Below are 23,816 nucleotides of genomic sequence, written 5' to 3'. Positions count from 1 at the left end.
GGCAAGATGCTACTTCGCATCCTCCAGGATCATCGTCGCGCCTTTCTCGGCGATCATCGCGGTCGGCGTGTTGGTGTTGCCCGAGGTGATGGTCGGCATGATCGAGGCATCGACGATGCGAAGGCCGGAAAGGCCGTGGAAGCGCAGGCGCTCGTCGACCACCGCCATCGGATCGTTCGCCGCACCCATCTTCGCCGTGCCGACGGGATGGAAGATGGTGGTGCCGATGTCACCGGCAGCCTTCGCGAGCGAGGCATCGTCGTCACCGACGGAGGGGCCGGGCAGATATTCGCTCGGGCGGTACTTTGCGAGTGCCTTCTGCTGCATCAGGCGGCGCGTCGTGCGGATTGCGTCGGCGGCGACCTGGCGATCGTCATCGGTCGACAGATAGTTTGGCGCGATGATCGGCTTCTCGTCCGGGCTCGCCGAGCGCAGCCGCACGGTGCCGCGCGAGGTCGGCTGGAGATTGCAGGCGCTCACCGTGATCGCGGGGAAGCGGTGCAGGGGATCGCCGAACTTGTCGAGCGACAGCGGCTGCACGTGGAACTGAATGTTGGCGCGTGCGCGCGTCGCATCCGAGCGCGTGAAGATACCGAGCTGCGACGGCGCCATGGTCAGCGGACCGCGGCGGCGGAAGGCGTAGTCGAGCCCCATCAGGCCGCGGCGGAACAGGTTGTAATAGGTCTCGTTCAGCGTGCGCACGCCCTCGACCTTGTAGATCGCGCGCTGCTGCAGATGGTCCTGTAAGTTGCGCCCCACACCGGGCTTGTCCATGACGACGTCGATGCCGAGTGGCGACAGCCAGTCGGCGGGGCCGATGCCGGAGCGATGCAGCACTTGCACCGAGCCGATCGAGCCGGCCGAGAGGATCACCTCGCGCTTCGCCCGTGCCTCGATGATCTCGCCATTCTGGATGAAGCGCACGCCGACGGCGCGGCCCTGCTCGATGATGACACCGTCGACCAGCACATGCTTCTCGAGCCGCAGATTGGGGCGGTTCAGCGCGGGCTTGAGGAAGCCGCGGGCCGACGACCAGCGCCGGCCACGCTTCTGGTTGACGTGGAAATAGCTGGTGCCTTCGTTGTCGCCGGTGTTGAAATCCGGGATGCGCTTGATGCCCATCTCCTCGGCGGCATCGCCCACCGCGTCCAGAATCGTCCACGATAGCCGCGGCGCCTCGATGCGCCAGCCGCCGCCGGCGCCGTGATGCTCGCTCGCGCCCAGGAAGTGATCTTCCAGCCGCTTGAACAGCGGCAGCACGTCGTCATAGCCCCAGCCGGTCATGCCGAGCTGGCGCCAATGATCGTAATCGGCGGCCTGTCCACGCATCGAGATCATGGCGTTGATCGACGAGCAGCCGCCGATAACCTTGCCGCGGGGATAGGCGAGCGCGCGGCCGTTCAGGCCCGGCTCAGCCTCGGTCTTGAACATCCAATCCGAGCGCGGATTGCCGATGGCAAAGAGATAGCCGACCGGGATGTGGAACCAGATCCAGTTGTCGTCGCCGCCGGCCTCGAGAATGAGGACACGGTTCTTCGGATCGGCCGAGAGCCGGTTCGCGAGGATACAGCCCGCCGTGCCGGCCCCGACGACAATGTAGTCAAACTCACCTTCGAGCCGTCTTGGCATTCTGCGTCCACCCAAACAGGCGTCATGCCCGGGGCTTGTCCCGGGGCTCCAGCGCTTTCTGTCCTAATAGTCGGACGTGGATGGCGAAGACAAGCTCGCTACAAGCCCGGCCATGACGAGAGGACAGGGCTACCCTCGATCCGCGGCAGTTAGGTGGACCGGCGCTTGCATGGTAGACAGTCCTGTATTCCCAACAAAGCTTGAGACCCTCCATGCCCATCGTGAACCGCGTCGCCGACCTCCAACCCGATATTCAGGCCTGGCGCCGGGACATCCATCAGCATCCGGAGCTGCTTTATGACGTTCACCGCACCGCAGCATTCGTTGCGGACCGTTTGCGTGAGTTCGGCTGCGATGAGGTCGTGACTGGCCTTGGCCAGACCGGCGTGGTCGGCGTGATCAAGGGCAGCAAGCCGGCCGGCGAGGGGCTCAAGGTGATCGGCCTGCGCGCCGACATGGACGCGCTGCCCGTCGAGGAGCAGACCAACCTGCCTTACGCCTCCAAGACCCCGGGTAAGATGCACGCCTGCGGCCATGACGGCCACACCGCGATGCTGCTGGGCGCGGCGCGCTACCTCGCCGAGACCCGCAATTTCGCCGGCGATGCCGTGGTGATCTTCCAGCCGGCCGAGGAGGGCGGCGCGGGCGGTGCGGCCATGGTCAAGGACGGCCTGATGGAGCGCTTCGGCATTGAGCAGGTCTACGGCATGCATAACGGCCCGGGCATCCCCATCGGCTCGTTCGCGATCCGGCCGGGTCCGATCATGGCGGCGACCGACGAGGTCGACATCATGATCGAGGGCGTCGGCGGCCATGCCGCGCGTCCGCACAAATGCGTGGACTCCGTGTTGGTCGGCGCGCAGGTGATCACCGCCTTGCAATCGATCGTCGCGCGCAGCGTCGATCCCTTGGAATCGGCGGTGATCTCGATCTGTGAATTCCACGCCGGCAATGCCCGCAACGTCATTCCGCAGACGGCGACGCTGAGGGGCACCATCCGCACGTTGTCGCCGGAGGTGCGCAAGCTGGTCGAGAAGCGCGTGCACGAGGTTGTGGCAGGCGTGGCGCAGATCACGGGTGCGAAGATCGATCTGCGCTACAAGCGCAACTATCCGGTGGTGAACAACCACGCTGCGGAGACCGAGGTGGCAAGGCGCATCGCCAAGCAGGTCGCAGGGGACGCCAACGTGCACGAGATGCCGCCGCTGATGGGCGGCGAGGATTTTGCCTATATGCTGGAGGCGCGGCCCGGTGCCTTCATCTTCTGCGGCAACGGCGACAGCGCCGGCCTGCATCATCCCGCTTATAATTTCAACGACGAGGCGATCGTCTACGGCACGTCCTACTGGGTCAAGCTGGTCGAGGAATCGCTGGCTGCGTCGTAGTTCACCTCGCCCGCTCTTGTCCGCCGAAGCCTCGGCGAAGGCGGATGCGGGGAGGGTCGGAATGCGCGCGTAGCGCGGATTCCGGGTGAGGGGGACTCTCCGCGAGTCCGTCTCTCACCGTGATTGTGGATGCAGCCCCCCACCCTAACCCTCTCCCCGTAAGAACGGGGAGAGGGAAAGAAGTTCAGAACATCCGCGAGAAGATCACGTAGAGCGTGGCCGACAGCATGATCGCGCAGGGCAGGGTCAGCACCCAGGCCATCAGCAGGTTGCGGATCGTCGACCATTGCAGGCCCGAACCGTTCGCCGCCATGGTACCGGCGACGCCGGACGACAGCACGTGGGTGGTCGAGACCGGCAGGCCGAACACGTCGGCAGCGCCGATCGTGGCGGCGGCCACGAGCTCGGCCGAGGCGCCTTGCGCGTAGGTGAGATGGCTCTTGCCGATCTTCTCGCCCACGGTGATGACGATGCGCTTCCAACCGATCATGGTGCCGAGGCCGAGCGCGATGGCGACCGCGATCTTCACCCAGTTCGGGATGAACTTCGTGGCGGCATCGAGCGAGCCCTTGTAGGTGTTGAGCACCGCGATCTCATCCTTGTTGAGATCGTTCGCCTTGTCCTTCATCAGGAAACGGATCGCTTCCGACGTCAGGTACATGTCGTTGCGGGTGTTGCCGACGGCTTCGGCGGGGACCTTGCTCAGCGTGCCGTATCGGGCAACCTGATCGCCGACGTCCTTCACCAGCACGGCGAGCGAGGGATAGGTACCGTCGTTGAGCTCGTGCAGGGCGATGTACTGCGTCACCGCCGGACGAGGATCGCCGATGATGCTGTGGCCCGCGCCTTTCGCCGAGATCACCTTGGAGGCAGCCTCGGAGGTCTTCTGGAACTGGGCGACCTGGGATTCCGGCAGCGCGCGGTTGAGGGCGTAAGCCGTCGGCACGGTGCCGATCAGGATCAGCATGATCAGGCCCATGCCCTTCTGGCCGTCGTTCGAGCCGTGCGCGAAGCTGACGCCGGTGCAGGTTGCGATCAGAAGGCCGCGGATCCACAGCGGCGGCGCCTTGTTGCCTTCGGGCGCGGCATAAAGCGCCGGGTTGCGCACGATGAACTTGAGCAGCAGCAACAGCACGGCGGCGCAGATGAAGCCGAACAGCGGCGACAGCAGCAGCGCGTAGCCGATCTCGGTCGCCTTGCTCCAATCCACGCCCGAGGTGCCGTCGCGGCCGCGCATGACGGCGTTGGCAACGCCGACGCCGATGATCGAGCCGATCAGCGTGTGCGAGGAGGAGGCCGGCAGGCCGAAGAACCAGGTGCCGAGATTCCACAGGATCGCGGCGATCAGAAGCGCGAACACCATGGCGAAGCCGGCGCTGGAGCCGACCTGGAGGATCAGCTCGACCGGCAGCAGCGAGACGATGCCGAAGGCGACCGCGCCGGAAGACAAGAGCACGCCGAGGAAGTTGAAGAAGCCCGACCACATCACCGCGACTTCGGCTGGCAGCGAATGGGTGTAGATCACGGTCGCCACCGCATTGGCGGTGTCGTGGAAGCCGTTGACGAATTCGAAGCCGAGCGCGATCAGGAGCGCGACGAACAGGAGGATGTAGGGCAGGTAGGTCGTCACCCGCGTGCCGGTCGCGTTGATGTCGACATAGATGCTGTAGGCGACGAACAGCAGGCCGGCGGCGAGGATGCCGAAGAACAGGATCAACGTCAGCGGATTGAAGCCCTTGTCGAGATTTGGCCGCGAGGCCGGCTGGACGGGCGCGGGATCTGTTACCGCGCGGTCAAATGCAACATCGGTCATGTCTGGACGCCCCTTAACTTTCAAGTAAGGGTATTGTCCGCGATGGATTTGAAGGCCGGATGACAACTAAGGCGTGAAGGCCGTTTTTGCTGCCAGTATTAGGCAGCCCGTGCAGCCTTCTTCTGCAAGCCGGCCGCGATCTTCAAATCGTCGACAAAGCGCTGATATTCCAGCACCTTGGTCTCGGGATCTGGCAGCCGCAGCAGATAAGACGGATGCACTGTTACCAAAGCCTTGCGGCCGTCGGGTAGGTCGATGAGCCGGCCTCGGTTTTTGCCGATTGGGGTGATCTTGCCGAACACGCTTTGCGCGGCGGTGGCGCCCATCGCCACGATGAGATCGGGCTGGATTGCCGAAACTTCCCGCTCGTACCATTGCCGGCACGCCCGGATCTCCGGCGTAGTCGGCTTCTGGTGCAGGCGGACCTTTCCGCGTGGCACGAATTTGAAGTGTTTGACCGCGTTGGTGACATAGACCTTCTTGCGATCTACGCCGGCCTCCTCCAACGCGCGGTCGAGCATCTGGCCGGCCGGGCCGACGAAGGGATGGCCGGCCAGGTCTTCCTTGTCGCCGGGCTGCTCGCCGACCAGCATGATGTTGGCGGACTTCGGGCCTTCGCCGAACACGGTCTGGGTTGCGTCCTTGTAGAGATGGCAGGCGCGGCAATGCGCGGCCTCCTTACGGAGCGCGTCGAGATCATCGGCAGCTAGCTTGCGTTTCATCGGAGCCTCCGGCCGCGGGGTGATCCACCCGCCGGTCCAGCGTTCGGCATCGGCGAGCAGCGGTTCAAGTATCGAGGCTTTCGACAGGTTCCTGTGACTCTTCTTCGGCGCTTCCGGCATGATCGGTTGGTCTGGCCGAAAGTGGCGGCGCCAGGTTTCCTCCAACCGGTTTGGGGCGGGCATCTCCATCTGGCTGATGCCCGGGGTGAAGGAGATCGCGTGGCCGTCCCAATGGGCGCAAATATCGGGCGTGAGGATCGACCAGGGCATGTCGGCGTAGCGGCGCGCGAAGAAGGGGGCGGTGAATTCGACGATGTGATGCTCCGGCACGAACCAGGCCGCGTAATGTGCGTTGTGCTCGCGTCCGATCTCGCGGAAGCGAATGACATCGCGCATCCGCTGCATGTCGCGATGCACGCTGACGGCCATCGCTGTCGCCTGCGCGACGTCCGGATCGGCCCTGGTCTCGAGCAGATCGTGGTCGGTCCGTAACCGCCACAGCAGGCGATAGAGCAGCGCAAAGCGTTCACCGTCGCGGTGCAGGGCCGCGATGCGGGCGAGCTCGATGAAATTGGCCGGCACGCTGAAGGTGCCGTCGGTTTCGATCGGCGGAATGCCTGGCGCTTCGCATAGACCGGCCGGCACCGCCTCTTTCGCGCGGCCCTGCACGCTCCAGGTCACGTCGGCCGGTGCGATCTGATGCAGTGCGAGCGCGCGGGCGGTTTTGCGCCAGCTCTCGAAATCGGTCTGGCTGTCGAGAGTGATGAGGTACATGGCACTTGAATCCTCTTGATTCTGCTCATGAATCCGACTGAGCGCCAATTCGATTGACTCTCGGGGCGCCGTTAGCTTTATATTAGAACATATCATGAACAAATGAGCCAGCCGTTGGTTCTTCTTTTAGGACCACGGCATCAATCTCTGAAGGAGCGGCGAGCATGAGCGGCGCACGCATCAGCGCGCTTGCGACCTTGCGCAGCCAAATCGAGCGCATTGAGACGGCGGAGGTCGTGCATCATCGCGATCGCGTCGCGCTCGGCCACAGCGAGGCGGATACCGCGCTGAAGGGCGGGCTTGCACGCGCGGCGATCCATGAGGTGTTTTGCGAGGGCCGGCAGGGGACGGTCGCGACGGGCTTCGTCATGGGGCTTGCGGGCCGCGTGACGGCACGCAAGCCGCTGCTGTGGGTGCGGCAGGATTTTTCGGAAATCGAAACCGGCGCGCTGTCGATGAGCGGGCTTGCCGAACTCGGTCTCGATCCGCGCCGCGTGGTGATGGTGCGCGCCGCCGATGTCGAGAGCGCACTGCGCACTTCAGCCGACGCGCTCGCCTGCGATGCGCTGGGGGCCGTGGTGCTCGAGCTCTGGGGCGAGATCAGGCAGTTCGATCTCGTGGCGAGCCGCAAGCTGACGCTGGCCGCGCAATCTTCCGGCGTCACCGGGCTCTTGCTGCGCATGGCCGCGCAACCGATGCCCTCGACCGCGGAAACACGATGGATGCTGCGCGCGGCGCATTCACCGCCGGGCCCGGTGTGGAGTGCCTGGGGGGCGCCGCGCTTCGATGCCGAGCTCTTGCGCAATCGTCATGGCCCATGTGGCCGGTGGATCATGGAATGGAAATGTGATGAGTGCCAGTTCAGTGAGCCGTCGACGTGTCCTCAGCCTGTGGCTGCCGCGCCTGCCAATCGACCGGATTCAGCGGTTCTTTGGCAACGTCGGACTGCATAAGAGCAATGATCCAAGCATCGTCGTCATCAAGGACAACAATGCGCTGGTGATTCATGCGCTGGACGAGGCCGCCGAGCGCCTCGGCCTGTATATCGGTCAGCCGCTGGCGAATGCGCGGGCGATGTGCCCGGACTTACGTGTGTTCGACGCCGATGTCGTGGCCGATGCGAAGACGCTCAGCGATGTCGCGGACTGGTGCGACCGCTTCACGCCGCTGGTGGCGCTCGATCCGCCGCACGGGCTGTTCCTCGACATCACCGGCTGCGCGCATCTGTTTGGTGGTGAGGCCGCGTTGTTGCGGACGTTGGTCCGCGCATTGGCCCGGCAGGGGTTTACCGTCAGCGCGGCGATCGCCGGCACCTCGGTCTGCGCGCGCACGTTGACGCGGCAGGCCACGGGCACCATCGTGGCCGATGGCGAGGAGGCGGAGGCGATCAGCCGGTTGCCGATATCCGCGCTGGGCGCAGGCGAGACCATCACCACTGGCCTGCGCCGTGCCGGGCTGAAGACCATCGGCGATGTCGCCGCGCGCACGCCGAGCGAGATCACGGCGCGGTTCGGCGCGCGGTTCTCCACGCTGCTGGCGCATGCGCTGGGGCAGGGCGATGCGCCGATCAACCCGCGCAAGCCGCTGCCCGACTACATCGTGGAAAAGCGCTTTGCCGAGCCGATCGCGACCGACACCATGATCGCGATGACGCTGTCGCGGCTCGCCGACACGTTGATCGCGTCCATGGAGAAGCAAGGCAAGGGCGCGCGGCGCCTGGAAGCCGCCTTCTTCCGCACCGACGGCGTGGTGCGCGCGATCACGGTCGAGACCGGACATCCGGTGACGCGAAGCGCGGTCATTGACCGCCTGTTCCGCGAGCGCCTCGACGCACTCGCCGATCCGCTCGATCCCGGCTTCGGCTTCGACATGGTGCGGCTGTCGGCGAGCCGCACCGAGATCGTGGTCCAGGAGCAGCGCGATCTCGACGCTCATGTCCACGACAATGACGAGCTCGCCGCACTGATCGACCGCATTGCCGCACGCATCGGCGGCAAGCGTGTCGTCGTGCACCTGCCGCAGGACACCCATATCCCTGAATGCGCGGTGCTGGCCGCGCCGGCGCAGCATCATCTCGCCGCTGCCATGCAGGCCGAATGGCCGGCACGTGCCGAGAGCGAGCCGCCGCTGCGCCCCTTGCGGCTGTTCGACAAGCCAGAGCCAATCAAGGTGCCGTTCGCGACCGTGCCAGACGGTCCGCCACATCAGTTCACCTGGCGCCGCGCGCTACATGCGGTGGTGCGGGTGGAGGGACCCGAGCGCATCGCCATGGAATGGTGGCGGCAGGACGGCAAGCAGCTCACGCGGGATTATTTCCGTATCGAGGATGCCGAAGGCCTGCGCTTCTGGATTTTTCGCGACGGTCTTTATGAGGGGGAGTGCTTCGATCACGACGGCAAGCCCGTTCCTCCCAGCTGGTATGTGCACGGTCTCTTCGCATGAACACGCCTGCCTATGCCGAGATTGGCATCACCACCAATTTTTCCTTCCTGCGTGGCGGCTCGGATCCGCGCGCCTATGTGCATCAGGCCAGCATCCTCGGCATCCCCGCGATCGGCATCGCCGATCACAACACGCTGGCCGGCGTGGTGCGCGCCTACAAGGAGCTCGACAATGCCGAGGTGCTGCACAAGCCGAAGCTCCTGATCGGCGCACGCATCGTCTTCATCGACGGCACGCCTGATATCCTGGTCTATCCGCGCGACCGCGCAGCCTATGGCCGGCTTTGCCAGCTTCTCACCAAGGGCAAGCGCGGCGACGACATCACGCGGATCGAGAAGGGGGAATGCCGTCTCACCTTCGCCGATCTCCTCGCGTTTTCGGAAGGTCAGCTCCTGGTCCTGACGCTGCCGCATCGTTTCGAACCCGCGCAGGCGCTGGATGTTCTTGCGAAACTCAAGGACAGCCGCGCCGAGGGCGTGTGGCTGGCGGCGAGCCTGATCTATCGTGGCGACGACCGGCGCCGGCTGGCGCGGCTCGATGATCTCGCGGCAGAAGCACGAGTGCCGCTGCTCGCGACCAACGAGGTGCTCTATCATCATCCGGCGCGCCGTCCTTTGCAGGACGTGCTGACCTGCATCCGGGAAAAGACCACGATCGAGGCGGTCGGACGGAAGCTGGAAGCCAATGCCGAGCGGTTCTTGAAGACGCCCAGGGAGATGTCGCGGCTGTTCCGCGATTTCCCTGAGGCTATCGCGGAGACCATGCGCTTTGCAGACGCAATCGACTTCTCGCTCGATCAGCTCAAATACCAATATCCGGACGAGCCGGTGCCGCCGGGCAAGACCGCGCAAGGGCATCTGGAGGACCTGACCTGGGCGGGCGTCGACAAATATTTCGGCGGCATCACCAAAATCGACGAGAAACTGTACGCGACGCTGAAGAAAGAGCTCGCGCTGATCGCCGAGCTGAAATACGCGCATTACTTCCTCACCGTGCACGACATCGTGCGCTACGCGCGCAGCCAGAATATCCTATGCCAGGGGCGGGGATCGGCGGCGAACTCGGCCGTGTGTTACGTGCTCGGCATCACCTCGGTCGATCCGACCAAGGTCGATCTGTTGTTCGAGCGCTTCATCTCCAAGGAGCGGCTGGAGCCGCCCGATATCGACGTCGATTTCGAGCATTCGCGGCGCGAGGAGGTGATGCAATATGTCTATCGCCGCTACGGGCGCCATCGCGCCGCGATCATCGCCACCGTCATCCATTACCGCCCGCGCAGCGCCATTCGCGACGTCGGCAAGGCGCTGGGCCTGACCGAGGACGTCACTGCCGCGCTCGCCGACACCGTCTGGGGAAGCTGGGGCAAGGGCCTCAATGACATGCAGGTCAGGCAGGCCGGACTCGATCCCAACAATCCCATGATCAACCTCGCGGTCGAGCTCGCAACCGAGCTGATCGAATTCCCGCGCCATCTCTCCCAGCATGTCGGGGGCTATGTGCTGACGCAGGACCGGCTCGACACCTATGTGCCGATCGGCAATGCCGCGATGGACGACCGTACCTTCATCGAATGGGACAAGGATGACGTCGATGCGCTCAGCATGATGAAGGTCGACGTGCTGGCGCTGGGCATGCTGACCTGTATCCGCAAATGTTTCGATTTGATCGCGGAGCACAAGGGCGAGCGCTGGGTGCTGGCGAGCGTTCCGCAGGACGATCCCAAAGTCTATGACATGCTTTGCGACGGGGAATCCCTCGGCGTGTTCCAGGTCGAGAGCCGCGCGCAGATGAACATGCTGCCGCGCCTGAAGCCGCGCACCTTCTACGATCTCGTCATCGAAGTCGCGATCGTACGTCCGGGGCCGATCCAGGGCGATATGGTGCATCCTTACTTACGGCGGCGGAACGGTCAGGAGGAGGTGCGTTATCCCTCGCCGTCGCCCGAGCATGGTCCTGCGGACGAGCTCTACAAGGTGCTGCATAAGACCAAGGGCGTGCCTCTGTTCCAGGAGCAGGCGATGCGCATCGCGATCGAGGCGGCAAAATTCACCTCCGAGGAGGCCAATGGCCTGCGCCGCTCGATGGCGACCTTCCGCAATGTCGGCACCATCGGCAAATATGAGGACAAGCTGATCGGCAACATGGTCGCGCGCGGCTATGATGCCGACTTCGCCAGAAGCTGCTTCGACCAGATCAAGGGCTTTGGCTCCTACGGTTTCCCCGAGAGCCACGCCGCGAGCTTCGCGCAGCTCGTCTATATCTCTTCATGGCTGAAGCATTACCATCCCGACGCCTTCTGCTGCGGCCTCTTGAACTCGCAGCCGATGGGCTTTTATGCCCCGGCACAGATCGTCGGCGATGCCCGCAAGAACGGCGTCGAGGTGCGCGACATCGACGTGTCCTACAGCTTTGCGCAGAACACGCTGGAGCAGGGGAGAGACAAATATTGCGCCGTGCGCCTCGGTTTCCGCCAGATCGACGGATTCCACTGGCTGGATGAGGATGAGGAACGCCTGAAGCGCTCCCAGCTGTCATTCCGAGGGACGCGGCCTATCCGCCGAAGCTCTGAGAGTGAAGGCGGAAGCGCGAACGCGGAATCCATGAGGCCGCGTATGCCTGGAGGAGGAATGGATTCCGGGCTCGCGCCAAGTGGCGCGCCCCGGAATGACGATGGGGAGGTAGCTCAGAACAATACGGAGAGAGCCCAGGACTGGGTCGATCGCATCGTCGCCGCCCGCAACCGCCGTCCCTTCACCTCGCTCGAAGATTTTGCGCGCGATACCGGCCTGCCCAAGCGCGCGCTGATCCTGCTGGCGGATGCCGACGCGTTTCGCTCGCTCGGGCTCGACCGTCGCGAGGCGCTATGGCAGGTGCGGCGGCTGCCCGACGACGTGCCGCTGCCACTGTTCGAGGCAGCCACCGCGCGCGAGCAGCCGGACGAGCACGCAAAACCATTGCCGGTGATGCCGCGCGCCGAGCAGGTGGTCGCCGACTATCAGACCATCCGGTTGTCGCTGAAGGGACATCCGATGGAGTTCCTCCGCGAGATGTTCTCGCGCGAGCGCGTCATCGCCTGCAAGGATGTCAGCCATGAGAACGAGCGGCGCCGCGTTCGCTGCGCCGGCGTCGTGCTGGTGCGGCAGCGGCCGGGTAGCGCCAGCGGCGTCGTGTTCATGACGCTGGAGGACGAAACCGGCATCGCCAATGTCGTGGTGTGGCCCAAGATCATGGAGCAGTACCGCAAAGAGGTGATGGGCGCGCGCCTCATCCTGGTCGAAGGCTATATCCAGAGCAGCCCCGAAAAGGTGACGCATCTCATCGCCCAGCGCATGATCGATCGCTCGCACGATCTGATCGGCCTCGCCAACGATGCCTTAAGCCGCAAGCATCCGGTGCCGTCAGGCGCCGACCTGATCGAGCCCCTCAACGACGACCCCCGCGCTCACGCCGATACCCCCGCGCAAAAAATCCGCCATCCCCGCAACGTCCGCATCCTGCCGCCGTCGCGAGATTTTCATTGAGGTTTGTTCAGCTCGCGCAATCTCTCGCCGTCACCCTGAGGCGGCCGCTTCTACAGCGGCCCTCGAAGGGCGACGGCCCGGCTGCATCGTGGCCGTTCATCCTTCGAGGCTCAGCCTGCGATGCTTTGCATCGCAAGCTTCGCACCTCAGGATGACGGGCGGTTACGAACCTTGTCGCCCCTAAAAATTCACCCGGTTCGAAATCGCGCCATCCACGACGAGATTGGACCCGGTCGTGAACGATGACACCGGGCTCGCCAAGAACACCGCCGCGCTCGCGATTTCCTGCGGCGTGGCCATGCGGCCGGTCGGATTGCGGCTCATCGCATCCTTGTAGCGCTCGGGCATGTTCTGCTCGATCATGTTCCAGACGCCGCCCTTGAAATAGACGGTGCCGGGCGACACCACGTTGACGCGGATCTTCTTCTTCGCATATTGCCGCGACAGTCCCTTGGCCATGTGGATCAGCGCCGCCTTGATCGGGCCGTAGGAGCTGGCGAGGTCAGCCTGTGCGGCCGAGATCGAGGAGATGATGACGAAGGCCGCATCGCCGCTTCTCTCGCCGCTGGCTTCGAGGAATGGCCGCGCGGCATCGAACGCATGCACGGCGCCGAGCACGTCGAGCCGAAAATTCTGCTCCCAGGACGCGGCATCCTGGCCCTGCGCCATCGCGCCGGCATTGGAGAACAGCAAATCGATGCCGCCGAGTTCTTTCGCGACATTCTCGATCCAGCCTTTCAGCGCCGCGCCGTCGGTGACGTCGACGGGGCTGCCGATGGCGCTGACACCGCTTGCCTTCAGTTCAGTGACGGTGGCCGCAACCTGATCGGCGTTGCGAGCGCATACTGCGACATTGGCGCCTTCACCGGCGAGTGTCGCCGCAATCGCCCGCCCGATGCCGCGCGTGCCGCCGAGCACGATGGCGTTCTTGCTTTTGAGACCGAGATCCATTGTTTGGCTCCTTGTTTGTTTCTTGGTCGCAGGAAGTGTAGCTGCTTAAGTGGATACGCTGAAGCCTCCACATCGTCATTGCGAGGAGCTTTTGCGACGAAGCAATCCAGACTGCTGCCGCGGAAAGATTCTGGATTGCTTCGCTCCGCTCGCAATGACGATCCTCACTCCGGCGCCGCGCCCACCGGCGGGCCGCCGGGTGGGCGATGCAGGAAGGTCAGCGAGACGTAGGCACCGGCCCAGGAGCCGATCGCGGCGAAGGCGACATAGAAGGCGTTCTCGGTGTAGCTGATCACAGCGTAGGAGGAGAGCAGGTACCAGATCGCGCTCCAGGTCGCGGCCGGTACGCGCTTGCGAGCGACCACGGCCGAGGTGAACATCACATAGACCGCGTCGGTGGCCGCCGTTGCGACGAACACGGCGCCCGCGGTGAGGGGATCGATGGCGGCCATTGCAATCCTTTCTCTGAACGTGGGATGGTCGCGAAAACTAAAGGGAGAGAAGCGGCTATGCAAAGCTCCGCCGACGTTCTCAGGGATATCTGGACCTCCGCAGGCGGCGATCCGGCTGCGCTCGGCCGCGTGCAGCTGACGGGCGAGGAGCCGCAGATCCCATCCTCGTTTCGCGTCGCCGTCGCCGGCCAGACGACGATCGCTGCCGCCGGCCTCGCCGCCACCGAAATCTGGCGACTGCGCAGCGGCGAGGCGCAGGACGTCTCCGTCGACATGCGTCACGCGGTCGTCGAATGCCGATCCGAGCGCTATTTGCGCGTCGACGACAAGCCGCCGCCCCCGGCCTGGGACGCCATCGCCGGCGTCTACAGGACCGGCGATGGCCGCTTCGTCCGCTGCCACACCAATTTCCCGCATCACCGCGACGCTGTCTGCAACGTGCTCGGCTGCGTGCCCGAGCGCGAGAAGGTGCAGGCGGCGCTGATGCGATGGAAAGGCGAGGATTTCGAAACTGCGGCTTACGCTGCGGGCGGCGTCGTCGCCCTGATGCGCAGCTACGACGAATGGTCGGCGCTGCCGCAGGCGCGTGCGCTCGCCGAACTGCCGCTGGTCTCGATCGAGAAGATCGGCGAGGCCCCGGCGAAACCGTGGCCCCAAGGATTGTCGAACAGCGATCGTCCGCTCGCGGGCCTCCGCGTGCTCGATCTCTCCCGCGTCATCGCAGGCCCTGTCGCGGGCCGCACGCTCGCTGCGCACGGCGCGGACGTGCTGCTCGTCTCGGGGCCTGAATTACCCGCCATCCCCTGGCTCACCATCGACACCGGCCGCGGCAAGCTCACCACCTTCATCGAACTGAAGAGCGAAGCGGGCAGGGCGCAATTGCACGCGCTGTTGAAAGACGCCGACGTCTTCTCGCAAGGCTATCGTCCGCGCGCGCTCGCCGCTCTCGGTTTCGCACCGGAGGACGCGGCGCAAATTAGTCCCGGCATCGTCTATGTCACGCTGTCGGCCTATGGCCATGCCGGCCCCTGGGCGGAGCGGCGCGGCTTCGATTCACTGGTGCAGACCACGATCGGCTTCAACCAAGCGGAAGGGCTGGCTGCCGGCATCGACGGTCCCAAGGAATTGCCGGCGCAGATGCTCGACCACGCCACCGGTTATCTGATGGCGTTCGGCGCCATGGTGGCCAAGGCGCGCCAGGCCCGCGAAGGCGGCAGCTGGCACGTGCGCGTATCGCTGGCGCAGACCGGACGCTGGCTATGGAATCTCGGCCGCCTTGACGGCGGACTGAACACCCCGGATCTTACGGGGGACGCTGTACATGCAGCGTTCATCGAAAGCATGCCATCTGGCTTCGGCACGTTGAAGGCGGTGCGTCATTCGGCGGTGCTATCGACAACGCCGGCACAATGGAGCCGTCCGGCGATGCCGCTCGGCAGTCATCCGGCACAGTGGCCGGCGCGAAGCTGACATGAAGCTGACACGTCGCAAATTTTTAACGCCAACCGAGAGGCGCCCAGCGTTTTTTAGGTTGTCTGAAATCTGAATTCAGCACTATTAGCGCGACCGATGAGGCAGTCATTTGCCGAGATCGTCGCAGACACGACCGGGCTCAATGGTAGTTGAAAATACCAAGCGATTGCAGGTGCTTACAAAACCACGGGTGATCACCTCCGTAGTTTTACTAGCTCTCGTCGGTGCCGGGGCCTACGGCTTCCTCCAGGCGGGGCCCAAGGAAAAGAAGCACTCCGACATCTCCAGCCAATCGCGCAGGAATGCGCAGACCTTCACGCCGACGCCGTCCGAATGGGCAACGCTGACGATCGAGCCGGTCAAGGCCAAGAGCTTCCGGGCCGAGTATGTCACCGAGGGCAAGGTCGCGGTCGACGAGGACCGCTCGACGCCGGTGTTCTCGCCCTATGCGGGCCGGGTCACCAAGCTGCTCGCCAAGCCGGGCGAGACCCTGAAGCAAGGCCAACCGCTGTTCACGATCGAAGCCGCCGACACCGTGCAGGCCCAGAACGATTTCGTTGCGGCGATGACGTCGCAGAACAAGGCGAGGTCGGCGCTCGAGCTCTCCGACATCCAATTCAAGCGCGCCAAGGATCTCTATGAGGGGCATGCCATTCCGCTGAAGGACTATCAGCAGGCGGAAGCGACCCAGGTCCAGGCGCAGAACGACATGCGCTCCTCGATGACGGCGCTGGAAGCCGCGCGCAACAAGCTGCGCATCCTCGGTTTCACCGACGAGACCATCAAGGCGTTCCAGGAGAAGGGCGCGATCAATCCGGAAATCACGATCTATTCGCCGATCGCAGGCACCGTCGTGCAGCGCAAGATCGGCCCCGGCCAGTACGTCAGTTCCGGTGCCAGCGATCCGGTCTTCGTGATTGGCGACCTCTCCACGGTCTGGCTCACCGCGTTCGTGCGCGAGAGCGATGCGGCCGCGGTGTGCATCGGTCAGGACATCACCGTCAACGTGATGGCGCTACCGGGTCGGCCGCTGACCGCCAGGATCAACTACGTCGCCGCCGCGATCGATCCCAGCACACGCCGCCTCCTGGTCCGCGCTACCATCGACAACAAGGACGGCCTGCTCAAGCCGGAGATGTTCGCCAACGTCACGATCTACTCGGCCGGCGACCGTGCTGCGCCGGCGGTGCCGAAGCAGGCTTTGATCTATGAAGCCGACAAGGTCCGCATCTGGGTCGCGCGCGAAGACAAATCGGTCGAGCTGCGCCAGATCAAGATCGGCCTCATCAACGGCAACCTCGTCGAGGTCACCGGCAATCTGAAACCCGGCGAGCAGATCGTCACCAAGGGCAGCCTGTTCATCGACCGCGCGGCGTCCGGCAGCTGATCGACGACCCAAGAAAACTGAAGACCTGATGGATCGTCTCGTTGCTCTTGCCGTCAACCGGCGCTTCCTAATGGTCGGCATGTTCGTCGCCGTCCTGATCGGCGGCCTGATCGCGTTCAACCAGCTCAACATTGAAGCCTATCCCGATCCGACCCCGCCGATGGTCGACATCGTGACCCAGAGTCCGGGCCTGTCGGCCGAGGAGATCGAGCGCTACATCACCATCCCGATCGAGACCCAGGTCGCCGGCCTGAAGAACCTCACGACCATCCGCACCATCTCGCTCTACGGCCTTTCCGACATCAAACTCCAGTTCTCCTTCGCCTACACCTATGACGAGGCGCTGCAGCAAGTGCTGAACCGCCTGGCGCAGCTCGCGCCGCTGCCCGGCAACGTGCAGCCGCAGATCTCGCCGCTGAGCCCGATTGGTGAAATCTTCAGGTATCGTCTCGTCGGACCGCCGAACTACAGCGTGCTCGACCTCAAGACCATCCAGGACTGGATCCTGCAGCGCCGCTTCCGCGCCGTACCCGGCGTGATCGACGTCACCGGCTGGGGCGGCAGGAGCAAGACCTACGAGCTCCAGGTCGATTTCAACAAGCTGGTCGCCAACGGCCTGACGCTGCCGCAATTGCTCCAGGCGGTCGGCAATTCCAACGTCAATGTCGGCGGCAACACCGTCAATATCGGCCAGCAATCGGCCGTGGTGCGCGGCGTCGGCCTGATCCGGTCGATCGACGACCTCGCCAACACCATGGTGGCGCAGTCCGGCGGCAATCCGGTGCTGGTCAAGGACGTCGCCACCGTCACCGTCGGTCAGAAGCCCCGTCTCGGCATTGCCGGCCTCGACGAGTCCGACGACATCGTGCAGGGCATCGTCCTGATGCGGCGCGGCGAGCAGAGCTCGCCGACCATCAAGCGCGTCCACCAACTCGTTCAAACCATCAACAGCTCCAGCATCCTGCCGCCCGGCGTGCGCATCGAGCGCATCTACGACCGCGGGGACCTGATTGAGCTCACCACCCACACCGTGCTGCACAACATGGTGGTCGGCATTATGCTCATCGTGCTGTTGCAGTGGATCTTCCTCGGTGATTTGCGCAGCGCGCTGATCGTCGGCGCCACCATTCCGTTCGCGCTGTTCTTCGCCGTTATCATCCTGGTGCTCCGCGGAGAATCGGCGAACCTGCTGTCGGTCGGCGCCATCGATTTTGGCTTGATCGTCGATGCCACCGTCATCATGGTGGAGGCGATCTTCCGCCGCCTGACCCAGACGACGCCGATGTCGGAAACCGAGCAGATGTCGAATGAGACGCTGTTCGGCATGAAGAGCCATGCCATCCTCAGCGCCGCGGCGGACGTTTCGCGCTCAATCTTCTTTGCAGCGGCAATCATCATCGCGGCCTTCCTGCCGCTGTTCACGCTATCGGGCGTCGAGGGCAACATCTTCGGGCCGATGGCGCGCACCTACGCCTATGCGCTGGCCGGCGGGCTGCTTGCGACCTTCACCGTCACCCCGGCGCTATCCGCGATCATCCTGCCCGCCCATGTCGAGGAGACCGAGACGAAGGTGATGCTGATCCTGCATCGGTTGTATTCGCCGCTGCTGCATTGGGCGGTCGCCAACCGAAACATCGTGCTCGGCGGCGCCGTCGGCCTCGTGCTGATGACGGTGGCGCTCGGCCGGCTGCTCGGTCTCGAATTTCTGCCAAAGCTGGAAGAGGGTAATCTCTGGATCCGCGCCACGCTGCCGCCGACCATCTCGCTCCAGGAAGGCAACACCTACGTCAACGAGATGCGCAAGGTCATCCGCGCCCGGCCGGAGGTCGAGTCCGTGGTGTCGCAGCACGGCCGTCCCGACGACGGCACCGACGCGGCCGGCTTCTTCAACGCCGAGTTCTTCGCGCCGCTCAAGCCTGCGAGCCAATGGCCCGGCACGCGCGACAAGGAGGAGCTGACCGCCGAGCTGCTCAAGCAGCTCGACGACCGCTTCCCCGGTGTCGAGTTCAACTTCTCGCAATATCTCCAGGACAACGTCTCCGAGGCCGTCTCCGGCGTGAAGGGCGAGAACTCGATCAAGCTGTTCGGCAGCGACCTCCAAGCGCTGACCGACACCGCCAACAAGATCAAATCGGTGCTGGCCACCGTACAGGGCGTCACCGACCTCGCGGTGTTCACTTCGCTCGGCCAGCCGACCATCCAGATCGACATCGACCGTGCCAAGGCCGCGCGCTATGGCCTCGCCCCCGGCGACATCAACGCCACGATCAAGGTCGCGATCGGCGGCGACACTGCGGGCGATCTCTATGAGCCGGGCAGCGACCGCCATTTCCCGATCATCGTCCGCCTCGCGCCGGAATACCGCAGAAGCGCGGAGGCGATCCAGAATTTGCGGATCGGCGCGCCGGGGCCGAACGGCACCGTCACGCAGATCCCCCTGAGCGAGGTCGCCAATATCAGCCTCGTCTCCGGCGCCGCCTACATCTATCGCGAGCAGCAGGAGCGCTATCTGCCGATCAAGTTCTCGGTGCGCGAGCGCGATCTCGGCAGCGCCATCCGCGAGGCGCAGCAGAAGATCGCCGAGCAGGTGCAGCTGCCGCCCGGCTCGCACATGGAATGGGTCGGCGAGTTCGGCAATCTCCAGGACGCGATCCGGCGGCTGTCGATCGTGGTGCCGATCTCGCTGGCGCTGATCGGCATCCTGCTCTGGTTCAATTTCGGCTCGATGACCGACACGCTGCTCGCGATGAGCGTGATCCCGATGGCGATCTTCGGCGGAGTGCTGGGCCTCTTGATTTCCGGCACGGCATTCAGCGTCTCCGCGGCGATCGGATTCATCGCGCTGTTCGGCATTGCCGTGATGGACGGCATCATCATCCTGTCGCAGTTCAACCAGCTCATCGAGGAAGGCATGGACCGCATGAGCGCGGTGGTGCGGACCGGTGAATTGCAGCTTCGTCCAGTGCTGATGACCTGCGTCGTCGCGGGCGTCGGCCTGCTGCCGGCGGCGCTGTCGGAAGGTATCGGCTCGCAGGTGCAGAAGCCGCTCGCGGTCGTGGTCGTGACCGGCATGATGCTGGCGCCCGTGGTGATCCTCGTGACCTTACCGGTCCTGATCTCCTTCTTCTCCCGCCGCGCGCGCTGACCGTCAGAACCCGTAGAGCCGCGCCGGATTGTCGACCAGGATCTTCTTGCGCACATCCGCATCCGGCGCCCACACCGGCAGCTGATTGAGCAGCCGGCCGTCGTCGATCTGATAGAGCGGCGCGATGTCGGTGGGCTTGCGTCCCTCGACGCGGCTGGAATCCGGATGCGGCCAGTCCGTGCCCCAGACGATGCGGTCCGGGTTCGCCGCGATCAGCGCCTTCGCGAACGGCACCATGTCCTGATAGTCGGGAGCGAGCTTTGATGACCGGTAGGCGCCCGAAATCTTGACATAGGCCTTGCCGGATTTCACCAGCGCGACGAGATCGGAGAAGCCCGGCTGCTCCAGGCCCTGCGAGGCTTCAAGGCCGCCAAAATGGTCGAACACGACGGGCACCGGCGCCGTCTCGACGAGGTCCTTGATCGCCGAGATCATGGCAAGCGTGGTGTAGAGTTGCACGTGCCAGCCGCGCGCCTTCATGCGCTCGACTGCGGCAGTGAAGCGCGGTCGGCCGACATTGGGATCGTTCACGCCGCCGGTCGCCAGATTGAGGCGGATGCCGCGGAAGCCGTCCTGATGCATCGTGTCGAGCGCGCTCTCCGGTGTCTTATCGTCGATCACGGCCACCCCGCGCGCGGTCGCGCCGCGCGCCTTCATGCCGAACAAAGTGGAGGAATTGTCGGTGCCGTAGACGCTCGGCGTCACGATCACCACGCGCTCGATATGCAGCGCCTTGTGCAGCGCGGCCATTTCTTCGGGACTCGCCGGCTCCGGCGTGTAGACGCGTCCCGCGAAGAACGGAAACTTTTCGACGTCGCCATGGATGTGGGTGTGACAATCGCAGGCATGCGCCGGGACGTCGAAATTGATCAGCGTCGCGGGCTGCGCCGCACGGGCGTGGGCTTTGCTGGTCATGGCTACTCCGGCGGCAAGGGAGGCAAGCAGGACACTGCGTCGGTTGAGCACGGTTTCTCTCCCTGTTTATTTTTTTAGAGGCAAGCTCCATAAGAATATCACATCAGCCCGGCAACCCGCTCCGCTTCGCTGCATACCTGCTCGACAAGCTCGGCAAGCGGGCGTGAGCCGTCAACGCGTACGACCGGGCAAGACAAGCCCGCGAGCCACATTTCATGCTTTGCAAGATTGCGGCCTTCGCGATCACCGGCTTCATAATGGGAAGCCCATTCGATGAAGTCTTCGGTCTCATCATGACGCCAGCCGCCGGGCGCGACGGCGTCGGTGCCGAAATGGGCGGCCTCGCGAGCGCGCAATCGCTTCAGGCGCATTTCGCGCGGCGCGGTCACGAAGACGACGAGATCAAAGAATGGAACGAACTCGTCGCCCCAGCCGGTGACAGATCCGCTCAGCACCCAGTCTATACGCGGCAGAAACATCTCGCGCATCAAGCGTAGACGTTCGGAGGTGAGGCGCGTCGTCTGGTAGGGCGGCACGGTCGGCAGCCAGAAATAGTCATCGCTGTCGTGATGCGGCAGCGCAAGCCGATCGGCGAGCGCGCGACCAAGCGTCGTCACGCCGGATCCCGAAGCTCCCATCAGATGGATGCGGCGGCTTTTCATCGGTACCCCGCCAGGAGACTTGAAACTACTGCCCCGACAAACTACTGCCCCGACGGCGTGCGCAGGCCGTGCCAGGCGTCGCGGACCTGCTGGTAGTGCACCTCGGGCAGATAGTCCGGCGTGTTCAGATTGAGCGTCTTGACGTCGAGATGGCCGACGGCGCTGAGCAACGTGTAGGAGGCGATGACGCGATCGCGCAATGCGCCGATCAGGCGGGCCTTGGCCTGGATCAGGTCGGCCTGCGAGTTCAGCACGTCGACCGTCGTGCGTTGTCCGCCGGCGGCCTCGCGTTGCACGCCCTGGAGCGCGACGGTCGCCGCCTTCACCTCGGACTCCGAGGCCGAAACCGTGATCTTGGCGCCTTCATTGGCAACCCAGGCGCTGACCGCGGCCGTGCGCGTCTGGTTGCGCACCTGGTCGAGCACGAGCCGGCTCTGCGCCGTGATCTCCTTGGCCTGCCGGGTCTGCGCCGCGGCCTGGCCGCCGTCGTAAATCGGGGCTGTGACGTTGGCGACGATCGAGGCCTGGTCCTCGGCGAAGGTGCCGAGCGTCGGGTCGTTGTTCCGGCTCTTGCTGGCGCTGCCCTGGATGCTGGCGCTCGGCAGCAGCGTGCCTTCGGCGATGCGGATGTTGGTGGAGGCGACGTCGACGTCGAAGCTTGCGGCCATCACCGCCGGATGCTGGCGGATCGCCATCGTCATCGCGTCCTCGCGACTCTTCGGCAGATAGCGGTCGACGACCTCGGCGGGCCGAAGCTGCGACGGCGCATTGCCGATCACCTGCGCATAGGTTGCCTGGCTGACGGCGAGCGCGACTTCGGCGGCGTTGAGATCGGCAAGACCGCGGTTGAGGCGCGCCTCGGCCTGGGCGGTATCGGTCGGCGTGACATCGCCGGCGTTGAGCCGGCGCTGGGTGACGGCGAGTGTTTCGCGCAGGAAGGCGACGTTGGAGCGCTGCGCTTCGACCAGCGACTGGTTGGCGAGCACGTTGGTGTAGGCGGTGACCGCATCGAGCAGCACACCCTGGCCGACGTTGCGCAGCGCCTCGCGGCCCGACTGCACCTGGAGTTCGGCGGCCCGCACGCTGTTGGCGGTGCGGAAGCCGTTGAACAGGGTCTGCGTCACGGTGACGCCGATGATCCAGGGTTTCAGATTGGCGGTCTGGATGGTGTTGTCGGGCAGCAAATTGCGCACCGATTGCAGGCCGGCGCTGAGGCTGGCCACGATCTGCGGCCGATAGCCGGCAAGCGCCTGCGGCACGTTCTCGTCGGTGGCGCGCTGCCGCGCGCGCTCGGCATTGAGCTGGGGGTTGGTCTGGTAGGCCTTGGCCAGCGCCTCGGGCAGGGCTTCCGCCGATGCGGCCGAGGGCAGGGCGCAACAGAGCGCCAGCGTGGTCCATGTCGTAAGCACAGGAGCCACGCCCGATCGATGCCGCGTCATCACGCGACCAGCTCTGGCGGCACGCCCAATCATGTAATCCCGCAAAACCCTGGCTGTCCGCCCCCGCCGACGGCGGCCCTCTTAACTGTTTAACCAGCGCAGGTCCCGCAGGCAAACTGCCGCGGGGAAAACCCCCATGAAATGCGTGCTTGTTGCAGCTACGTCACAGGGGTCCTTAGGGGAGCGAGAGAGTCTTACACCAGCCTTGCAAGCCTTGCCGGGGTTTGGCTTTACCGGTTCTTGTTCACCGGCTTGCGCTTCTCGATGAACGCCGCCATGCCCTCGGAGCGGTCTTCTAGCGCGAAGGTCGAGTGGAATAGGTTGCGCTCGACGCTCATGCCTTCGGCGAGCGTGGTCTCGAACGCGCGGTTCACCGCTTCCTTGGCCATCGCAGCGGCAGGGCGCGACATCGCGGCGATCTTCTCGGCTGCCGCCATCACCTCGTCCATGAGCTTGTCGGCGGGCACGATGCGGCTGACGAGGCCGCTGCGCTCGGCCTCCGCCGCATCCATCATGCGGCCGGTGAGGCAGAGGTCCATCGCCTTCGACTTGCCGATCGCGCGGGTCAGGCGCTGGGTGCCGCCGATGCCCGGAATGGTGCCGAGCGTGATCTCGGGCTGGCCGAACTTTGCGGTGTCGGCTGCGATGATGACGTCGCACATCATGGCGAGCTCGCAGCCGCCGCCGAGGGCGTAACCCGCGACCGCGGCGATGGTCGGCTTGCGGCAGCGTGCGACGCGGTCGCCGCCGATCGCGGCAAAATCCTCGGAGAACATGTCGATGAAGCCTTTCGGCTGCATCTCCTTGATGTCGGCGCCGGCGGCAAAGGCTTTCTCGCTGCCGGTCACGACGATGCAGCCGATGGCCTCATCGGCCTCGAGATCATCGACGGCGGCCGCAATCTCGCGGAAGACGCCGAAGGAGAGCGCGTTGAGCATTTTCGGCCGGTTCAGCTTGATGATGCCGACCGCGCCTTTGCTCTCGACGATGATATGTTCGAACGTGCTCATGTTCCACCCACGCTTTTGATTGGGCGGGCAATGTGCCCGCTGGCGTGGTGGGCTTCAAGAGGGCCGGACGCAGGACGCGCGGGTCGCGCGTCCTGG

General features: G+C 64.7%; 16 protein-coding genes. 7 read left to right on the top strand and 9 right to left on the bottom strand.

The window, feature by feature from the left end:
- Window positions 1–9 precede the first annotated feature (9 nt).
- On the bottom strand, window positions 10–1,629 hold the full coding sequence (locus tag ACNJX8_RS28110) for a GMC family oxidoreductase (protein WP_439357475.1): 1,620 nt from the start codon (window positions 1,627–1,629) through the stop codon (window positions 10–12).
- Between the two features lie 212 nt (window positions 1,630–1,841).
- Here ACNJX8_RS28110 and ACNJX8_RS28105 point away from each other — a divergent pair, with 212 nt between their 5' ends.
- Entirely contained in the window at window positions 1,842–3,014 is a 1,173-nt protein-coding gene (locus ACNJX8_RS28105; RefSeq protein WP_091890768.1) for a M20 aminoacylase family protein, read from the top strand.
- 184 nt (window positions 3,015–3,198) lie between these two features.
- Here ACNJX8_RS28105 and ACNJX8_RS28100 read toward each other — a convergent pair whose 3' ends face one another.
- Entirely contained in the window at window positions 3,199–4,827 is a 1,629-nt protein-coding gene (locus ACNJX8_RS28100; protein WP_128944816.1) for an inorganic phosphate transporter, read from the bottom strand.
- Window positions 4,828–4,925: 98 nt separating this feature from the next.
- On the bottom strand, window positions 4,926–6,323 hold the full coding sequence (locus tag ACNJX8_RS28095) for a UdgX family uracil-DNA binding protein (protein ID WP_439357474.1): 1,398 nt from the start codon (window positions 6,321–6,323) through the stop codon (window positions 4,926–4,928).
- Window positions 6,324–6,487: 164 nt separating this feature from the next.
- Here ACNJX8_RS28095 and ACNJX8_RS28090 point away from each other — a divergent pair, with 164 nt between their 5' ends.
- The 3 genes from ACNJX8_RS28090 to ACNJX8_RS28080 are packed head-to-tail and all read left to right on the top strand — an operon-like array spanning window position 6,488 to window position 12,286.
- A complete protein-coding gene (locus tag ACNJX8_RS28090; RefSeq protein WP_439357473.1) occupies window positions 6,488–7,276 on the top strand; it encodes an ImuA family protein in 789 nt (262 codons plus the stop codon).
- Window positions 7,173–8,765, top strand: coding sequence for a Y-family DNA polymerase (locus tag ACNJX8_RS28085; RefSeq protein WP_439357472.1), 1,593 nt, complete (start codon window positions 7,173–7,175; stop codon window positions 8,763–8,765). The genes ACNJX8_RS28090 and ACNJX8_RS28085 overlap by 104 nt, the downstream gene beginning before the upstream one ends.
- Entirely contained in the window at window positions 8,762–12,286 is a 3,525-nt protein-coding gene (locus tag ACNJX8_RS28080; protein ID WP_439357471.1) for an error-prone DNA polymerase, read from the top strand. Before ACNJX8_RS28085 ends, ACNJX8_RS28080 begins: the two co-directional genes overlap by 4 nt.
- Window positions 12,287–12,466: 180 nt before the next feature.
- Here the strand turns inward: ACNJX8_RS28080 and ACNJX8_RS28075 are convergent, their stop codons facing one another.
- Together ACNJX8_RS28075 and ACNJX8_RS28070 are read right to left on the bottom strand one after the other, a co-directional pair.
- Window positions 12,467–13,237 carry an SDR family NAD(P)-dependent oxidoreductase gene (locus ACNJX8_RS28075; RefSeq protein ID WP_439357470.1) on the bottom strand — a complete coding sequence of 257 codons (771 nt, stop codon included), beginning with the start codon at window positions 13,235–13,237 and terminating at the stop codon, window positions 12,467–12,469.
- 164 nt (window positions 13,238–13,401) lie between these two features.
- Window positions 13,402–13,689, bottom strand: a complete 288-nt coding sequence (locus ACNJX8_RS28070; protein WP_091890782.1) for a hypothetical protein — start codon at window positions 13,687–13,689, stop codon at window positions 13,402–13,404.
- Window positions 13,690–13,746: 57 nt separating this feature from the next.
- Between ACNJX8_RS28070 and ACNJX8_RS28065 the strand changes: the two genes are divergently transcribed.
- The 3 genes from ACNJX8_RS28065 to ACNJX8_RS28055 all read left to right on the top strand — a co-directional run bounded on the left by ACNJX8_RS28065 (window position 13,747) and on the right by ACNJX8_RS28055 (window position 19,694).
- The gene (locus ACNJX8_RS28065; protein ID WP_439357469.1) at window positions 13,747–15,159 is read left to right on the top strand and encodes a CoA transferase; all 1,413 of its coding nucleotides are present in this window, start codon (window positions 13,747–13,749) and stop codon (window positions 15,157–15,159) included.
- 145 nt (window positions 15,160–15,304) lie between these two features.
- On the top strand, window positions 15,305–16,549 hold the full coding sequence (locus tag ACNJX8_RS28060) for an efflux RND transporter periplasmic adaptor subunit (RefSeq protein WP_439357468.1): 1,245 nt from the start codon (window positions 15,305–15,307) through the stop codon (window positions 16,547–16,549).
- A gap of 28 nt (window positions 16,550–16,577) precedes the next feature.
- Window positions 16,578–19,694 carry an efflux RND transporter permease subunit gene (locus tag ACNJX8_RS28055; protein WP_439357467.1) on the top strand — a complete coding sequence of 1,039 codons (3,117 nt, stop codon included), beginning with the start codon at window positions 16,578–16,580 and terminating at the stop codon, window positions 19,692–19,694.
- Between the two features lie 3 nt (window positions 19,695–19,697).
- On the opposite strand, the gene ACNJX8_RS28050 is transcribed toward ACNJX8_RS28055, so the two are convergent.
- From ACNJX8_RS28050 to ACNJX8_RS28035, 4 genes are all read right to left on the bottom strand, one after another.
- Window positions 19,698–20,660, bottom strand: coding sequence for an amidohydrolase family protein (locus ACNJX8_RS28050; RefSeq protein ID WP_439357466.1), 963 nt, complete (start codon window positions 20,658–20,660; stop codon window positions 19,698–19,700).
- A 47-nt stretch (window positions 20,661–20,707) separates the two neighbouring features.
- The gene (locus ACNJX8_RS28045; RefSeq protein ID WP_439357465.1) at window positions 20,708–21,271 is read right to left on the bottom strand and encodes a hypothetical protein; all 564 of its coding nucleotides are present in this window, start codon (window positions 21,269–21,271) and stop codon (window positions 20,708–20,710) included.
- Between the two features lie 41 nt (window positions 21,272–21,312).
- Window positions 21,313–22,743: a TolC family outer membrane protein gene (locus tag ACNJX8_RS28040; protein ID WP_128934982.1), complete on the bottom strand. Its 1,431-nt coding sequence runs from the start codon at window positions 22,741–22,743 to the stop codon at window positions 21,313–21,315.
- Window positions 22,744–22,940: 197 nt separating this feature from the next.
- Complete coding sequence (locus tag ACNJX8_RS28035) at window positions 22,941–23,720, bottom strand: enoyl-CoA hydratase (protein WP_128934981.1); 780 nt, start codon at window positions 23,718–23,720, stop codon at window positions 22,941–22,943.
- Window positions 23,721–23,816 lie beyond the last annotated feature (96 nt).

The sequence above is a fragment of the Bradyrhizobium sp. SPXBL-04 genome (assembly GCF_051853035.1).
Taxonomy (GTDB): Bacteria; Pseudomonadota; Alphaproteobacteria; order Rhizobiales; family Xanthobacteraceae; genus Bradyrhizobium; species Bradyrhizobium zhanjiangense.
Note: the sequence above shows the minus strand (reverse complement) of the source record. Positions and strands in the feature narration are given on the sequence as shown.

Coding starts and splice junctions, on each gene's coding strand:
- ACNJX8_RS28110 (WP_439357475.1), bottom strand. CDS start 1,629: ATGCCAAGACGGCTCGAAGGTGAGTTTGACTACATTGTCGTCGGGGCC.
- ACNJX8_RS28105 (WP_091890768.1), top strand. CDS start 1,842: ATGCCCATCGTGAACCGCGTCGCCGACCTCCAACCCGATATTCAGGCC.
- ACNJX8_RS28100 (WP_128944816.1), bottom strand. CDS start 4,827: ATGACCGATGTTGCATTTGACCGCGCGGTAACAGATCCCGCGCCCGTC.
- ACNJX8_RS28095 (WP_439357474.1), bottom strand. CDS start 6,323: ATGTACCTCATCACTCTCGACAGCCAGACCGATTTCGAGAGCTGGCGC.
- ACNJX8_RS28090 (WP_439357473.1), top strand. CDS start 6,488: ATGAGCGGCGCACGCATCAGCGCGCTTGCGACCTTGCGCAGCCAAATC.
- ACNJX8_RS28085 (WP_439357472.1), top strand. CDS start 7,173: ATGAGTGCCAGTTCAGTGAGCCGTCGACGTGTCCTCAGCCTGTGGCTG.
- ACNJX8_RS28080 (WP_439357471.1), top strand. CDS start 8,762: ATGAACACGCCTGCCTATGCCGAGATTGGCATCACCACCAATTTTTCC.
- ACNJX8_RS28075 (WP_439357470.1), bottom strand. CDS start 13,237: ATGGATCTCGGTCTCAAAAGCAAGAACGCCATCGTGCTCGGCGGCACG.
- ACNJX8_RS28070 (WP_091890782.1), bottom strand. CDS start 13,689: ATGGCCGCCATCGATCCCCTCACCGCGGGCGCCGTGTTCGTCGCAACG.
- ACNJX8_RS28065 (WP_439357469.1), top strand. CDS start 13,747: ATGCAAAGCTCCGCCGACGTTCTCAGGGATATCTGGACCTCCGCAGGC.
- ACNJX8_RS28060 (WP_439357468.1), top strand. CDS start 15,305: ATGGTAGTTGAAAATACCAAGCGATTGCAGGTGCTTACAAAACCACGG.
- ACNJX8_RS28055 (WP_439357467.1), top strand. CDS start 16,578: ATGGATCGTCTCGTTGCTCTTGCCGTCAACCGGCGCTTCCTAATGGTC.
- ACNJX8_RS28045 (WP_439357465.1), bottom strand. CDS start 21,271: ATGAAAAGCCGCCGCATCCATCTGATGGGAGCTTCGGGATCCGGCGTG.
- ACNJX8_RS28040 (WP_128934982.1), bottom strand. CDS start 22,743: ATGATTGGGCGTGCCGCCAGAGCTGGTCGCGTGATGACGCGGCATCGA.
- ACNJX8_RS28035 (WP_128934981.1), bottom strand. CDS start 23,720: ATGAGCACGTTCGAACATATCATCGTCGAGAGCAAAGGCGCGGTCGGC.